The organism is Enterovibrio norvegicus DSM 15893 (genome assembly GCF_900115495.1).
GTDB classification, from domain to species: domain Bacteria; phylum Pseudomonadota; class Gammaproteobacteria; order Enterobacterales; family Vibrionaceae; genus Enterovibrio; species Enterovibrio norvegicus.
In genome coordinates this window covers 1-14,866 of record NZ_FOWR01000044.1, presented here as the reverse complement: position 1 = coordinate 14,866, position 14,866 = coordinate 1, and the positions used below count along the sequence as shown (strand labels likewise).

Below are 14,866 nucleotides of genomic sequence, written 5' to 3'. Positions count from 1 at the left end.
GTCATCTTGTGTCCGCACGCTGAGCTTTATTCCAAGGATGTCTGGCCGTGATGGTTGGACCGCAATATGAGGAAACACGTCGTGCTTGAAGCCTACCGTAAACACGTCGAAGAACGTGCTGCTCAGGGGATTGTCCCTAAACCGCTTGACGCGGAACAAGCCGCAAGTCTTGTCGAACTGCTCAAGAACCCGCCTGCTGGTGAAGAAGAAATCCTGATTGATTTGCTAGAGAATCGCATCCCTCCAGGTGTTGATGAAGCTGCATATGTTAAAGCTTGTTTTTTGGCCGCGGTTGCCAAAGGTGAAGCGAGCTCTCCACTGGTTAGCAAAGAGAAAGCTGTCGAATTGCTAGGCACCATGCAAGGTGGCTACAACATCGAATCGCTGATTGGTTTGCTGGAAGACGAAGCACTAGCGCCAATTGCTGCAAAAGCGTTGTCCCATACGCTGTTGATGTTTGATTCTTTCTATGATGTGGAAGAGAAAGCAAAAGCGGGCAATGTCCACGCGAAGCAAATCATGCAATCTTGGGCAGATGCTGAATGGTTCCTGTCTAAGCCAAACGTGCCAGAAAAAGTCACGCTAACCGTATTTAAAGTTACTGGTGAAACCAATACCGATGACTTGTCACCAGCACCTGATGCATGGTCTCGCCCTGATATTCCTCTGCACGCACTGGCGATGTTGAAGAATGCTCGCGATGGTATCGAACCTGACCAACCGGGTGTGATTGGCTCTATCAAGCAAATTGAAGCGCTGAAAGAAAAAGGTCACCAGCTTGTTTATGTGGGTGATGTTGTGGGTACGGGGTCTTCTCGTAAGTCTGCAACTAACTCCGTGCTTTGGTTCATGGGTGATGATATCCCTAATGTACCGAACAAGCGTGCAGGTGGTTACTGCCTCGGTGGTAAAATTGCACCAATCTTCTTCAACACAATGGAAGATGCAGGTGCGCTGCCAATCGAATTGGACGTCTCTAAGCTGGGCATGGGCGATGTGATTGATGTGTACCCATTCAAAGGTGAAGTACGCAGCAACGCATCAGACGAAGTGCTGTCTACCTTCTCTCTGAAAACTGACGTGCTTTATGATGAAGTGCGCGCAGGTGGCCGTATTCCATTGATCATCGGTCGTGGTTTGACGGATCGTGCACGTGAAGCGTTGAACCTTGAGCCTTCTGATGTCTTCCGCCGTCCACAAGCGGTTGCCGATTCAGGTAAAGGCTTTACGCTGGCACAGAAAATGGTCGGTAAAGCATGTGGCGTTGAAGGTATTCGTCCGGGCACATACTGTGAGCCTAAGATGACTACCGTCGGTTCTCAGGACACCACTGGCCCTATGACCCGTGATGAGCTAAAAGATCTTGCGTGTCTTGGCTTCTCAGCCGATTTGACGATGCAGTCTTTCTGTCACACGTCTGCATACCCGAAACCTGTCGATGTGGTGACTCACCACACATTGCCTGATTTCATTCAAAACCGTGGCGGTGTTGCACTGCGTCCGGGTGATGGTGTTATCCACTCATGGCTAAACCGTATGCTACTGCCTGATACCGTCGGTACTGGTGGTGACTCACATACGCGTTTCCCGCTAGGTATTTCGTTCCCTGCAGGTTCTGGTCTGGTTGCGTTTGCAGCAGCGACAGGCGTGATGCCGTTGGACATGCCTGAATCTATTTTGGTGCGCTTTAAAGGTGAAATGCAGCCGGGAATCACGCTACGTGATTTGGTACATGCGATCCCTTACTACGGCATCAAACAAGGCCTTCTAACGGTAGAGAAAGCGGGTAAGATCAACGCATTCTCTGGCCGTGTACTTGAAATCGAAGGTGTTGAGCACTTAACGGTTGAGCAAGCGTTCGAATTGTCAGATGCATCGGCAGAGCGTTCAGCGGCAGGTTGTACGGTTAAGCTGTCTCAAGAGTCTGTGTCTGAATACCTAAGCTCTAACATCGTGATGTTGAAGTGGATGATCAGCGAAGGCTATGGCGACCGCCGTACCATCGAGCGTCGTATTTCAGCGATGGAAGCGTGGTTAGCGAATCCAGAACTGATGGAAGCGGACAAAGATGCAGAATACGCAGAAGTGATCGAAATCGATTTGGCTGACATTAAAGAGCCAATTCTGTGTGCACCAAATGACCCTGATGATGCACGTCTGCTTTCTGATGTTGCGGGCGACAAGGTTGACGAAGTCTTTATCGGCAGCTGTATGACCAACATTGGTCACTTCCGTGCTGCGGGTAAACTGCTTGAGAAATTTGGTGGTACGCTAGAAACACGTCTGTGGGTTGCCCCTCCAACGAAAATGGACCGTGACCAGCTAACGGAAGAAGGTTACTACAGTATCTTCGGACGTGCAGGTGTGCGTATCGAAACGCCAGGGTGTTCACTGTGTATGGGTAACCAAGCGCGCGTTGCTGATAAAGCGACCGTAATGTCTACCTCTACCCGTAACTTCCCGAACCGCCTAGGTACAGGTGCGAACGTTTACCTGTCTTCTGCGGAACTGGCATCGGTCGGCGCGATCATTGGTCGTATCCCAACGGTTGAAGAGTACTTAGAGTTTGCGAAACAAATCGATGCAACAGCAGCCGATACGTATCGCTACCTGAACTTCCACCGCATGGATCAGTACACCAAGAAAGCGGACGATGTGATCATCCAAGCCGCGGTTTAAGCCTTAGAAGCGAGTCTCGAGCATTGAGTTTCGAGATAAGAGCTTGAAAGACGAGAAAGCCTCCAAATTTGGAGGCTTTTTTATATCTAAGGAAAATGGGTCCTGGGTCCTGGGTCCTAGGGCTTTGAGGCAATGCCTAGATTTTTCATTGCTCTTGGGCTTTTCCTAGGTACCAGAACCTGCTTTCCTAGCACCCTAGCTTAATCGTTCTCGCTACGTTCTGGGCAGTCAGTTCAACGTTCTCTTTCGCATTTGCAAGCGCCTCTTCCAGCGTACATGCGCCGGATACCACGCTAAACAAGGCATCAATGCCGTGGTCGTACACCACGACACTGTCTTGGGTAATGCTGCCTGCAATACCAATCACTGGCAGGCCAAATGTTTTCGCGCAACGTGCGACACCAATAGGGGTTTTGCCGTGAATGGTTTGGCTGTCTATACGACCTTCTCCGGTGATCACTAGATTGGCCTCTTTCAAATGCTGAGATAGGTTCACCGCATCCATCACGATATCGATGCCTGAGCGTAAGTCTGCATCAAACAAACCTAATAGCGCAGCGCCCATACCACCAGCCGCGCCTACGCCCGCTCGGTTTCTCACATCAATGTTAAGCTGAGATTTCATGATCTGAGCGTAGTGTGCGAGGTTGCTGTCCAAGGTGCTTACCATTTCTGGCGTTGCACCTTTTTGAGGGCCGAACACTGCAGATGCTCCCTTCTCACCACATAGCGGGTTATCAACATCACAAGCCACTTCCAACTTAACGTGAGCAAGGCGTGGGTCAATGTCAGAGGTATCAATGGTGTGTAGGGTACTCAGCGCGCCACCACCAAATGCGATAGGGTTGCCTGCTTCGTCTTGCAGTTTTACACCCAATGCCTGCGCCATACCAGCGCCGCCGTCGTTAGTCGCACTGCCACCAATGCCGACAATTAGGTGTTTCACGCCTAAATCCAGTGCGGCTTTGATGAGCTCACCGGTGCCGAAGCTGGTGGTGAGTAATGGATTACGCGATGCTGTTGGAACAAGTTGAAGGCCTGATGCTGCCGCCATTTCAATGACTGCGGTTTCGCCATCACCGAGTAGGCCAAAGAAGCCTTCTACCGGTGTACCTAATGGACCTGTCACTGTCACATCAACCAGTCGACCACTTGTGGCATCAATCATGGATTGAACGGTGCCTTCACCGCCATCTGCCATTGGAAGTTTGACGTAGAGAGCATCTGGCATGATGTGTTTAAAGCCCGTTTCGATTGCAGTTGCAACCTCCATGGCCGAGAGGCTTTCTTTAAATGAGTCAGGTGCGATAACCACTAACATTTATGGGCTCCAAGTAGATGATGGTATTTATAAAAGAAACAGGCTCAAGATATACACCGTAATGATCCCTGTGATGCCTTGCACAAAGGTCGCTGCAGTTTGTGCCCTGTACGCAGTGCTCACTGACATTTTGCTGAATTGAGTAACAACCCAGAAAAAGCTGTCGTTGGCATGTGAAACAGTCATTGCACCTGCGCCGATAGCCATTACTGTTAGTACGCGTCCCATTTCAGATGCTAAGCCTAAATCTCCTAACATTGGTGCGAGCAATGCCGATGTTGTAACCAAAGCGACGGTGGATGAGCCTTGTGCTGTCTTCAACGCTGCTGCGACGATAAAAGGCATAAATAAGCCAATACCCAGCGTTGAAAGGGTTTCCCCTAATTGAGGGCCTACACCTGTGGCTTTTAACACAGCGCCAAATGCCCCACCTGCGCCAGTGATCAGCAAAATAGGCGCTGCTGTTTTTATTGCATCAGTCACTTGGGCCGTTAATGCCTCTCCTTTACTTGGGTGTTGTTCATTAGTTTTGACCAAAGGAAAAGCAATAAATAAACCGATAGTAAGTGCGACTAATGGCGAACCGAGGAAAGCCAGAATGCTTTTTAATATCCCTTCTCCAAAAGGTGCATCAGGGTAGTTAGCGACAGAGCCAAAGCAGATCAGGATGATAGGAACCAGTATTGGCGAGAATGCTTGTGCCGTTGAAGGCAAAGTTCCGTAACGCTCCTTCAAATCTTGATAGCTTTGGGTGACTTCATCATCTTCACCGCATTCATAGCGCTTAGCAGCAAAGCTTGCCCAAGCAAGTCCAGCTAGTGCTGTGACGGCAGCGACAAAAAGACCGACACCTATCACGAGGCCAAGGTTGTTCGTGAGTCCCAAATTACCAGCCGCCGCTATTGGACCTGGTGTCGGAGGAACAAATGTGTGAGTAGCATAGAGGCCGGTGGCAAGCGCTACGCTCATACCTACTGCGGATATGTTCATCCGCTTGGTAAGTGAACGTTTTAAAGAATTAAGAATGACATAGCCAGAATCACAAAAAACGGGGATAGAAACAAGATAACCAATGAGTGACATGGTGAGGTGTGGAAAACGGTCTCCTAGCAGCCTGATGATTGCATCGGCCATGGTAATGGCAGCACCAGAGCGCTCTAAAATAACACCAATGATGGTACCAAGCATAATAACGAGGCCGATGTATCCTAAGATACCACCAAAACCGCCGCTGATTGTTTTTGCAATGCCATCTAGTGGGAGACCAGACAGCAATGCTGTGATGAAGGCTGCGCCTAAAAGTGCTAGGAAAGGGTGTATCTTGAAGACTGAGGTGGATAGCACGACAAAGGCTATAGCCAAAATAAGCACGATAACGAGTTCCATGTTTGCTTCTCCATGATAATGGGTGAGTGGATGTTGTCATCATGTTTATTTTGTAGCGTTAATCTCTCCGCTTCTATGGTTTGATAGACAAAAAATAACCTTGTTTTTGATTATTTTTTGTTTCTCTGAACAATCCACTGTGATGAGGGTCTTATTGTCAAAGCGGCATAAAGTAAGCCCCGATCTTGAAAATGGCTCAGTGTCAGGCCGGTGCATTCCTCTGCAAGACGCAGTCGATAACGTACAGTATTGGGATGAACAAAAAGCGCAATGGCGGTTTTATCGGCATCACAGTTATGTTCAAACCATGATACGAGTGTTGAGCGGAGATTTTCACCTTTAGCAAATAAAGGCGTTAGGACTTTCTGAATATGCTCTTGCTGCCACTGCTCTGATATGGGGTTTAATAGCGCTGCAAAACGAAGTGCTTCAGTATTAGCAGAGCGCACCTCATTGGGTAGGCCGTTAAGCAATGAGCAAGTGGCACTAAATTCTGTTGCTACGCTATTCGGGTAATATGCTGGTTGGCTAAAGACCCAGCGGTTTGATGAGAATGGAGCAGAATGACTGATTAGCTTTTCTTGTTGATTAGCCCAAAAGTGACAAATTGATTCTGACTTTTTCCCTTTTAGTGGAATAAGAACAACCAATAATGACTCACTAAATCGAGCGGTAAGAATATTGTCGTTATCCTTTTTTAATGTCTTAATCAATTTATGTTGGTCGACCGATAGGTCATGATGGCAGAGGGCCACACCGAATGTTTGTTGAATGTTAACCTTGAGTCTTGTTGCAATGGCACTGAGGTGTTGCGCATCAGGTTTATATTGCAGCCACTGAAGCACGAGTTCTTCTTTTCTCATCTCGCTCCACTGAAGCTGCTCTAGTTCGAAGGCATGCTCAACTGTCATTTCTGCTGCCATTCGAACTAATTCACCGTATTGTCTGACTTCGTCAAGTTGGCCTGAAATACCAATCACACCAATCGCTTTTTCTTTGAAAAATATTGGCAGGTTTACACCTGGTTTAACACCATGCATGTTGTTTTGCATGTCACTGTTGATTTCAATGATGCGTCGCTCAGACATCGCTAAAATTGCACCTTCATGTCGTTGATGTAAACGAGAAGAATCTGTTGACGCAATGATGTAGCCTTGCTCATCCATAACATTGAGTACGTTATTTATGATTTTTATTGCGCGTTGGACAATGGCTTGTGCAAGCTCTGGAGTAATCTTCATAAATACTAATGACCACACGTGTTTTTATGGGAGATGTTATTTACCTTACTCCGCGGAGAGATCGAGTGGCAGCTAATGTGCTGATAATGTGAAGGTCATAGTTCTAAACGCTATTGTAATTTACGGCTTAATTTAAACAATAGACTCAAAATTTTGAGGAGATACCACGTGGATTATGAATTTCGACGCAATACTTTAGACGACAGTTTTCATGCTGAATTGTCCATGGGGCACGAGGCATTAGGTTGTTGGTTGGTGGATGAGCTTGGCACCGATCATGCTGAAATAGACAACGTTCTGAGGAATCTACAAGACGTGATGCAGCAGGGTGGTGAATGGAATCGCCCCGGCAAAGTGTTTCATCTTCAGCTCACACAAGAAGAAGCACTTGTGCAAGCCAATGCGCTTTTAGAGGGCACGGATGAAGAAATGCCTGAGCAAGACTTTCATGCTTACGAAGAAGAGAGTGTATCGCTTTGTGGGCCTGAAGATTTGATGGTGCTTCTTGAGGCGTGGCAAGACTTTATTCGTCGTTACGGTCGCTAAAAACTCTCCTTGTTTCATCCTGTTGCGGTGAAGGAATACCGCATGTCTAATTCTGCCTAAAATCTTTGTCTTATTTTCTGTACGCCACATCCTGGTGCACTACGCTTTCCTTGCATGAAACCTGCTTAATAATAGTGAAAATACGCACCACTTTGGTGCGAACTATTTTTTGATTTCCTGCCTGTTTAACTTATATTATTGAATTTATTGGAAAATAAAACTTGGCACGTGAATTGTTATGTCTTTTCTCAGAACATCTTATTTTTGGTTCAAGGAGACGGGAATGAAATTGATCAATGCGATTATCAAGCCATTTAAGCTCGATGACGTGCGTGAAGCACTAGCAGAAGTCGGCGTGGATGGAATGACAGTATCTGAAGTGAAAGGCTTTGGTCGTCAAAAGGGACACACTGAGCTATATCGCGGCGCAGAATACCAAGTGGATTTTCTGCCAAAAGTAAAACTAGAAATCGCGGCACACTCTGAAAACGTTGACGACATTATCGAAGCCATTAGCAAAGCGGCGCAGACCGGCAAGATTGGTGACGGGAAGATTTTTGTTTATGACCTCCAACAGGCTGTGCGTATTCGTACTGGCGAAATGGATTCAGAAGCAATTTAAGGGATTAAGGGAGTAATAGAGATGGAATTGACAACGACTGTGACAGAGCTGCGATACGCACTCGATACGTTTTTCTTTCTAATGTCAGGCGCATTGGTCATGTGGATGGCTGCGGGCTTTGCCATGCTAGAAGCTGGCCTCGTGCGTTCAAAGAACACCACTGAAATTCTAACCAAAAACGTCTGCTTATATGCAATTTCATGTACAACGTTTTTATTGGTCGGCTACAACATTATGTATGTCGATAATGCTGAAGCAGGCTGGTTACCGTCCATTGGTTTCCTTATTGGTTCACAAGCCGAAGGCGCAGATCATTCTTTAGAATCTGACTTTTTCTTCCAAGTCGTCTTTGTTGCTACTGCGATGTCTGTAGTGTCTGGTGCAGTTGCGGAGCGCATGAAGTTATGGGCCTTCTTGGTATTCTCGGTCGTACTGACTGCTGTTATCTACCCGGTTGAAGGTTACTGGACTTGGGGTGGTGGCTTCCTATCAGAAGCGGGCTTTAGCGACTTTGCGGGTTCAGGTATTGTTCATATGGCAGGCGCTTCAGCAGCGCTAGCGGGTGTCCTTTTGCTTGGTGCACGTAAAGGTAAATACGGTAAAAACGGTCAGATTTACCCTATTCCAGGTTCAAACATGCCACTGGCAACACTGGGTACGTTTATCCTTTGGTTTGGTTGGTTTGGTTTCAACGGCGGCTCACAGTTGATGGTGTCGGATTTTGAGAATGCCACAGCGGTAGGCCAAATCTTCCTGAACACAAACGCAGCTGCAGCATCTGGTGCAATTGTTGCCTTACTTGTTTGTAAAGCGACATGGGGTAAAGCTGATTTGACCATGGTATTGAACGGTGCGTTGGCGGGCTTGGTTGCGATTACTGCTGACCCATTATCTCCATCACCGATTGCTGCATTGGTTGTTGGTGGCCTATCAGGTGCCTTGGTTGTTATTAGTATTATTGCCCTGGATAAAGTGAAGATTGATGATCCGGTGGGTGCGATTTCAGTCCACGGTACCTGTGGTTTGTTCGGCCTATTGGCAGTGCCATTTAGCAACGCAGATGCAACGTTTGGTGCGCAGCTTCTTGGTGCGGCGGTTATCTTTGCTTGGGTATTCGGTGCAAGCCTGCTGGTATGGGGCGTACTGAAAGCCACCATGGGTATCCGCGTAGGCGAGGAAGAAGAGCTGGAAGGCATGGATTTCCACGACTGTGGTGTAGATGCTTACCCTGAGTTTGTGAGCGTGAAATAATACTACTCAGTTATAAGACACAAACCGTTACAAATTTCGACAGCTAAAAAGCCCCACATCGAAGAGATGTGGGGCTTTTTTCATCTATCTGAAAAAGCGAGTATTGCGTACAAACCCGTAACATGTATACTAACGATACTGATAAACGTTCTCATTACAGTTTCGGTTTAGGAAGGGAAGAAAATGAAAAAATTGTTGTCAGCATCTGCGTTGGTGCTTGGAGTTGTAGGTACTAGTGGTGTTGCGAATGCTGCGGAAGAAGTGAATGTGTACTCTTACCGTCAACCATTTTTGATTGAACCGATGCTAAACGAGTTCACCAAGGAAACCGGCATTAAAGTGAACGTGAAGTTTGCGAAAAAAGGCATGGCTGAAAAGGTTGAACAGGAAGGTGAATACAGCCCAGCAGACGTTCTGCTAACGGTTGATATCTCTCGTCTGATGGAACTTGTAAACAAAGATTTGGTTCAATCTGTTGATAGCAAAATCATTGATGAGAACGTTCCTTCACAATACCGTGACAGTGAAGACCGTTGGGTCGCACTGACTACACGCTCTCGTTCTGTTTACTCTTCACGTGATCGTGTGGGTAAATTGGGCGACGATTTCGACTACATGGATCTTGCAAAGCCTGAGTGGAAAGGAAAAATCTGTACACGCTCTGGTAAGCATCCGTACAATGTATCGTTAGTTTCTGCTGTTATCGCAAACCACGGTGAAGCAGAAGCAAAAGCTTGGTTGGAAGGTGTAAAAGCTAACCTAGCACGTAAGCCGCAAGGCAATGACCGTGGCCAAGTGAAAGCAATCTCTGAAGGCCTGTGTGACGTGTCACTGGGCAACAGCTACTACCTTGGTAAGATGCTGGCAGATGAAGAGCAAAAAACATGGGCTGACAGTGTATACCTGAACTACCCGGGCAAAAACGCGAACGGTACTCACGTAAACATCAGCGGCATGGCAATGGCGAAATACGCGCCGAACAAAGACAACGCGCAAAAACTGATGGAGTTTTTGACGTCAGACGTAGCACAGCAAATGTACGCGGAAGTGAACTTCGAAGAGCCAGTTAAGCCGGGCGTTGCACGCTCTGAGCTTGTTGCTTCTTGGGGTGAATACACCGCAGACGATTTGCCGCTAGAAACTGTTGCAGAGAATCACACCAAGGCGATGAAACTTCTTGATGAAGTGAAGTTCGACCTGTAATCGTTTCATTCTGTAATAGTAAGGGGGAATCACTTTCCCCCTTATGCTATCTGACGCCATGATGTAGTAGGCAATGTTAGAACAGAACCGATTTTTGAAAACCAGTAGCTGGGTGTTTTCCCTGCTGCTGGTTTTGCCGATTTTAGCGATCTTCTACACCGCAGTCGGCGAAAGTGATGATGTGTTTGGTCACCTGATGTCTACGGTGATGGGAACGTACACGCTAAATACTGTCCTGCTGGTTGCGGGTACCGTCTTTTTATCCCTTCTGATGGGGATCCCCTCTGCTTGGCTTATGGCCAATTATTGCATTCCCGGTGACCGTTGGTTGCAATGGGCGCTTGTTCTGCCGCTCGCCATGCCTGGATACATCGTCGGATATATCTACACCGATTGGTTCGATTATGCGGGACCCATTCAGCTCTTCTTACGTGATGTCACCGGCTGGACGAGCGCTGCACAATACTGGTTCCCCGATCTTCGCACCCTTCCTGGAGCATCTTTTGTTCTGGCGTTAGTATTGCACCCTTATGTTTACCTGCTTGCACGCGCTGCATTCATGGAACAGAACCTGACGCTGACACAATCTGCCCGCTTACTTGGCAGCTCGCCAATGCAAAGCTTCATGCGTGTTTCGCTTCCACTGGCAAGACCTGCGATTGCGGTTGGCGCATCGTTAGTGGCGATGGAAGCCTTAGGGGATTTTGGTACCGTGAATTATTTCGCGGTCAGTACGCTCACGACGGCGGTATATGATACATGGCTTGGCTATTCCAACCTGAACGCAGCCGCGAAAATTTCTGCCATCATGCTGGTAGTGATATTCCTGCTTATCAGCAGTGAACGATACAGTCGCCGCAAACAAAAACTCTTTAGTCAAAATGTCAGTGCCGACAAAATTGCCAAAGCGCCACTGCAAGGGAAGTACAAGGTGCTTGCCACCGTTTGGTGTTGGGGGCTTTTTGCGATTGCCTTCCTTGCGCCACTCGGCCAGTTGTTGATTTATGCGTGGGATTATCACTCGTCTAGCTCGATTGAAGACTTTATCCAATACAGCTTTAACAGCTTGTATGTGTCATCAATTGCCGCTGTTATTGCACTGGCGATTGCGCTGTTAGTGAATTTCTACCGCCGATTTTCGGCCACACCAGCGAGCAATGTGCCTTTGCGCATGTCTTCATTGGGATATGCCGTTCCAGGCACTGTGCTTGCGATTGGCGTGTTGATCTCACTGACCAGTATCGACCATGCCATTAATGATGTTGCAAAAGCCATGGATTGGGGAAGGCCGGGGTTGTTGTTCTCAGGTACCATGTTTGCCTTGCTGACAGCATTTGTGGTGCGCTTCAGTGCTGTTGCGATTGGTAGTGTTGAATCAAGCCTTGCCAAGGTGTCACCGTCTCTGGATATGGCAGCCCGTACCATGGGATGTAATGCGAAAAGCATCATTAAACGTGTGCAATTGCCGTTAATTCGTCGCGGTTGTTTGATTGCGATGTTACTGGTGTTTATCGAATCGATGAAAGAGCTCAATGCGGCATTGTTGCTGCGACCTTTTAACTTCGAGACCTTGGCGACCTATGTTTTTAACTATGCATCTGATGAACATCTGGAATACGCGGCGCTGCCTGCTATATTGTTGGTCGTCGTGGGGCTGATTCCACTTATCATGATTAACCGTTCTTTGGAGCAAAGCCACTCATGAGTAATGCGCTTTCCGTCAGTGATTTGATTTGTCGTTATAACGGCCAAGCCGTGCTGAGCGATCTGTCGCTGGATGTTGAAAAAGGCGAAATTGTCTGTCTTCTTGGGGCGAGTGGTTGCGGTAAAACGACGCTACTAAAAGCGATTGCAGGCTTACTGCCGCTTGATGGCGGCAAGATGACGATTAATGGTCGTAAGATCATTGATGAGAAGTGCAATGTGCCGCCAGAACTTCGTAATGTCGGCATGATTTTCCAAGACTATGCATTGTTTCCGCACCTTACCGTGGGAGAGAACGTTGCATTTGGTCTGACTGGTTGGGACAAATCCCACGTCACTGCGCGTGTGAAAGAGATGCTGTCGCTTGTAAAGCTTGATGGCCTAGAAAACCGTTATCCTCATCAGTTGTCAGGTGGTCAGCAACAACGCGTTGCGATTGCGCGCGCATTGGCCAGTAAGCCAGATCTGTTGCTGTTGGACGAGCCTTTTTCGAACATCGACACGCAAGTGCGTCACAGCTTAATTCAAGAAATCCGTAAGATTTTTAAGCAGCAAGGTGTTACTGCAATTTTCGTTACGCACAGCCGTGAAGAGGCGTTTGCCTTTGCAGATAAACTGGCGGTGATGAACCAAGGTGTGATTGAGCAGTACGGTAGCGCCACAGATCTTTACTACTGTCCAAGCAGCCGTTTCGTTGCCGATTTTCTCGGCCACGGTTCTTACGTGCCTGTTTCTTTGAATGATAACGAGAGCATGACGACGCCGCTAGGTGATTGGCCGGTTGAACAAAAAGCCAATGGCCATGATCTAGAATGGTTGATTCGCCCTCAGAACCTGACGATCCTTCCTGATGACACGGGTGATGGTGTGGTATCTGAAGCCCAATTTATGGGCGACAGTTGTCGTTATTTGGTGGAGGTGAACGGTCAAACTTTGATGGTGTATTCCAATCAATTACTGGATACAGGTGACAAAGTAAAACTGGACATTCGCCCTCATCCTCCCATCTTGTTTAGCGTTGAATAACCCTGAATTTGAAGAAGAAAAAACCGGCGAATTCGCCGGTTTTTTTATGTTTCTCAACTGAAAGCTACGAGCACAACATATCGATGTAGCCGTCAGCTTGGCGCGCCAATGCATCTTTATCTGGTTGCTGATGCGTTTGCAGATAAAGAATGTAGCAAATGCCATCGAACATACGTGCCAACTCAAGTGGCGTATGTGTCGTTTCAAGCTCTTTTGACTCAATGCCTTGGGCAAACAAGACAGTGAAGCGATCAAGCACCACGTTTTTACCTTGAACGAAGTTTGGCCAAATGTCGTCACGAATGGATGTGCTCCATTCGAACCAGACTTTCAACCAGTCTTTGTCTTCCAAAGCGGCATCAATGAGTTGCACAGCAACGTGAGAAAGCACGCTCCTAACATCTTGATATTCAGCGTTGGTGCTTTCGAGAATTAATTGGTGAAATTCGCGCTCTGCTTCATTCAGAACAGCATCAACCAACTCTTCGCGGGTGGAGAAATAATTAAAGACGGTCGCCACCGATACATGCGCCATGTCTGCGATATCAGCGTGTCCAGCTCGGCCAATTCCTCGTTTAGAAAACGATTCTAAGGCGAACTTTAATAGCTGTTCTTTTCGCTGTTCGGGCGATAATCGGGTACGTGTACGTCCACTTGAAGTAGCCATCCTAGCTCCTGCCAACTTTACGGTAACTGAGTGTTTTTGCTTTATTTTTTATTTGTTTGCACATGTAAATGTACATGTGTGTGTAAAGTGTACAACAGCAACTGGTTGCTTAACAATGTCATCCCCGACGTTATGCGACGAAATTTTGACAATTTTCGAGAGTAGGATCGTAGATTGCTCAGTGATAGAATGTCAGACCTCAGTGACACAGGTAGTTAGACGGGAATACCGTCGAGGTTGAAAATGAAACATACCGTAGAAGTAATGATTTCAGAGCAAGAAGTACAACAACGCGTAAAAACGTTGGGCGCTGAAATCACAGAGCATTACAAAGACTCCAATGATTTGGTCATGGTTGGCCTATTGCGTGGTTCATTTGTGTTTATGGCGGACCTTTGTCGTGCCATTGACTTACCGCACGCTGTCGACTTTATGACTGCATCAAGCTACGGCAATACGATGGAAAGCAGCCGCGATGTGCGTATCCTGAAAGATCTGGATGATGATATCAAAGGCAAAGATATCTTGCTGGTTGAAGACATTATCGATACAGGTAATACACTGGACAAAGTGCGTGAGATTCTATCGCTGCGCGAGCCTAACTCTATCCGCATTTGTACTTTACTAGACAAACCTGAGCGTCGAGAAGTTGACGTTCCTGTTGATTGGTATGGTTTCAAAATCCCTGACGAGTTCGTTGTGGGTGTGGGTATCGATTACGCGCAGAAGTATCGTCACCTGCCATTTATCGGCAAAGTTGTACCACTGGAAGATTGATTCTGGTGTGTTATTACATGTTGGTATCCGGTTCGAGTCACTGGGTACGAGAGATGGAATGACAAACTTGCCGATACAAAAAAAGCGACCGTCATGGTTAAGGCCACTCGCTTAAGAGCGAGTGGCTTTTTTCTCTCTGGTTCTGGTTGGATATTTTGCGGGTCTTTTCAACACTGCCCGAGGGTACGCTTTCCTCTTTCTCTTGTTAGGTAATATCAGCCGTTTGCCATTTTCTCTAAGCATTTTTAGTGCATTTGGGATTGCACCAGGACTTCTGCCACTCGCCCAGATAAACTCATCTTGGATGAGATATAGCGCATTGAGGAAGCTTATCCTAAGCGGCTCAACTTTGTGCTCTTTCGCCATCGCTGCCATTTCTAAACGGACGATATTGTAAGACGTCAGGATCCCCCACAACTCCTGATAGATGCCCTCGCTTTTCA

At 47.3% G+C, this 14,866-nt stretch carries 12 protein-coding genes and 1 pseudogene; 8 read left to right on the top strand and 5 right to left on the bottom strand.

Translation table 11 applies throughout. The features are described from left to right. Positions 1-81: 81 nt before the first annotated feature. Entirely contained in the window at positions 82-2,679 is a 2,598-nt protein-coding gene (gene acnB / locus BM082_RS20790; RefSeq protein WP_074928467.1) for a bifunctional aconitate hydratase 2/2-methylisocitrate dehydratase, read from the top strand. 187 nt (positions 2,680-2,866) lie between these two features. On the opposite strand, the gene BM082_RS20785 is transcribed toward acnB, so the two are convergent. From BM082_RS20785 to BM082_RS20775, 3 genes are all read right to left on the bottom strand, one after another. Beyond that, complete coding sequence (locus BM082_RS20785) at positions 2,867-4,000, bottom strand: glycerate kinase (RefSeq protein WP_017016586.1); 1,134 nt, start codon at positions 3,998-4,000, stop codon at positions 2,867-2,869. A gap of 27 nt (positions 4,001-4,027) precedes the next feature. Continuing rightward, complete coding sequence (locus tag BM082_RS20780; RefSeq protein WP_017008074.1) at positions 4,028-5,386, bottom strand: GntP family permease; 1,359 nt, start codon at positions 5,384-5,386, stop codon at positions 4,028-4,030. 110 nt (positions 5,387-5,496) lie between these two features. Then, entirely contained in the window at positions 5,497-6,645 is a 1,149-nt protein-coding gene (locus BM082_RS20775) for a sugar diacid recognition domain-containing protein (RefSeq protein ID WP_244276065.1), read from the bottom strand. 150 nt (positions 6,646-6,795) lie between these two features. Here BM082_RS20775 and BM082_RS20770 point away from each other — a divergent pair, with 150 nt between their 5' ends. From BM082_RS20770 to BM082_RS20745, 6 genes are all read left to right on the top strand, one after another. Further along, positions 6,796-7,173, top strand: a complete 378-nt coding sequence (locus BM082_RS20770; protein ID WP_074928450.1) for a YacL family protein — start codon at positions 6,796-6,798, stop codon at positions 7,171-7,173. A gap of 283 nt (positions 7,174-7,456) precedes the next feature. Then, positions 7,457-7,795, top strand: a complete 339-nt coding sequence (gene glnK, locus BM082_RS20765; RefSeq protein WP_017008077.1) for a P-II family nitrogen regulator — start codon at positions 7,457-7,459, stop codon at positions 7,793-7,795. Between the two features lie 21 nt (positions 7,796-7,816). After that, on the top strand, positions 7,817-9,046 hold the full coding sequence (locus BM082_RS20760) for an ammonium transporter (RefSeq protein ID WP_017014312.1): 1,230 nt from the start codon (positions 7,817-7,819) through the stop codon (positions 9,044-9,046). Positions 9,047-9,229: 183 nt separating this feature from the next. After that, positions 9,230-10,249, top strand: coding sequence for a Fe(3+) ABC transporter substrate-binding protein (locus BM082_RS20755; RefSeq protein ID WP_017014311.1), 1,020 nt, complete (start codon positions 9,230-9,232; stop codon positions 10,247-10,249). A gap of 73 nt (positions 10,250-10,322) precedes the next feature. Further along, complete coding sequence (locus BM082_RS20750) at positions 10,323-11,954, top strand: ABC transporter permease (RefSeq protein WP_017008080.1); 1,632 nt, start codon at positions 10,323-10,325, stop codon at positions 11,952-11,954. Continuing rightward, the gene (locus BM082_RS20745) at positions 11,951-12,979 is read left to right on the top strand and encodes an ABC transporter ATP-binding protein (protein ID WP_017008081.1); all 1,029 of its coding nucleotides are present in this window, start codon (positions 11,951-11,953) and stop codon (positions 12,977-12,979) included. Before BM082_RS20750 ends, BM082_RS20745 begins: the two co-directional genes overlap by 4 nt. A 64-nt stretch (positions 12,980-13,043) precedes the next feature. Here BM082_RS20745 and BM082_RS20740 read toward each other — a convergent pair whose 3' ends face one another. Continuing rightward, positions 13,044-13,646 (bottom strand): TetR/AcrR family transcriptional regulator, encoded by a 603-nt coding sequence (locus BM082_RS20740; protein ID WP_017008082.1) that lies wholly within the window; start codon positions 13,644-13,646, stop codon positions 13,044-13,046. A gap of 243 nt (positions 13,647-13,889) precedes the next feature. Here BM082_RS20740 and hpt point away from each other — a divergent pair, with 243 nt between their 5' ends. Then, positions 13,890-14,423 carry a hypoxanthine phosphoribosyltransferase gene (gene hpt, locus BM082_RS20735; protein WP_017014310.1) on the top strand — a complete coding sequence of 178 codons (534 nt, stop codon included), beginning with the start codon at positions 13,890-13,892 and terminating at the stop codon, positions 14,421-14,423. Between the two features lie 111 nt (positions 14,424-14,534). Here hpt and BM082_RS20730 read toward each other — a convergent pair. Continuing rightward, positions 14,535-14,866: pseudogene (locus BM082_RS20730) on the bottom strand (IS4 family transposase); the annotation flags it as partial.

Bases quoted from the DNA above. Each gene is read 5' to 3' on its own strand.
- BM082_RS20785 (WP_017016586.1), bottom strand. From the start codon at position 4,000: ATGTTAGTGGTTATCGCACCTGACTCATTTAAAGAAAGCCTCTCGGCC.
- BM082_RS20780 (WP_017008074.1), bottom strand. From the start codon at position 5,386: ATGGAACTCGTTATCGTGCTTATTTTGGCTATAGCCTTTGTCGTGCTA.
- glnK (WP_017008077.1), top strand. From the start codon at position 7,457: ATGAAATTGATCAATGCGATTATCAAGCCATTTAAGCTCGATGACGTG.
- BM082_RS20760 (WP_017014312.1), top strand. From the start codon at position 7,817: ATGGAATTGACAACGACTGTGACAGAGCTGCGATACGCACTCGATACG.
- BM082_RS20755 (WP_017014311.1), top strand. From the start codon at position 9,230: ATGAAAAAATTGTTGTCAGCATCTGCGTTGGTGCTTGGAGTTGTAGGT.
- BM082_RS20750 (WP_017008080.1), top strand. From the start codon at position 10,323: ATGTTAGAACAGAACCGATTTTTGAAAACCAGTAGCTGGGTGTTTTCC.
- BM082_RS20745 (WP_017008081.1), top strand. From the start codon at position 11,951: ATGAGTAATGCGCTTTCCGTCAGTGATTTGATTTGTCGTTATAACGGC.
- BM082_RS20740 (WP_017008082.1), bottom strand. From the start codon at position 13,646: ATGGCTACTTCAAGTGGACGTACACGTACCCGATTATCGCCCGAACAG.
- hpt (WP_017014310.1), top strand. From the start codon at position 13,890: ATGAAACATACCGTAGAAGTAATGATTTCAGAGCAAGAAGTACAACAA.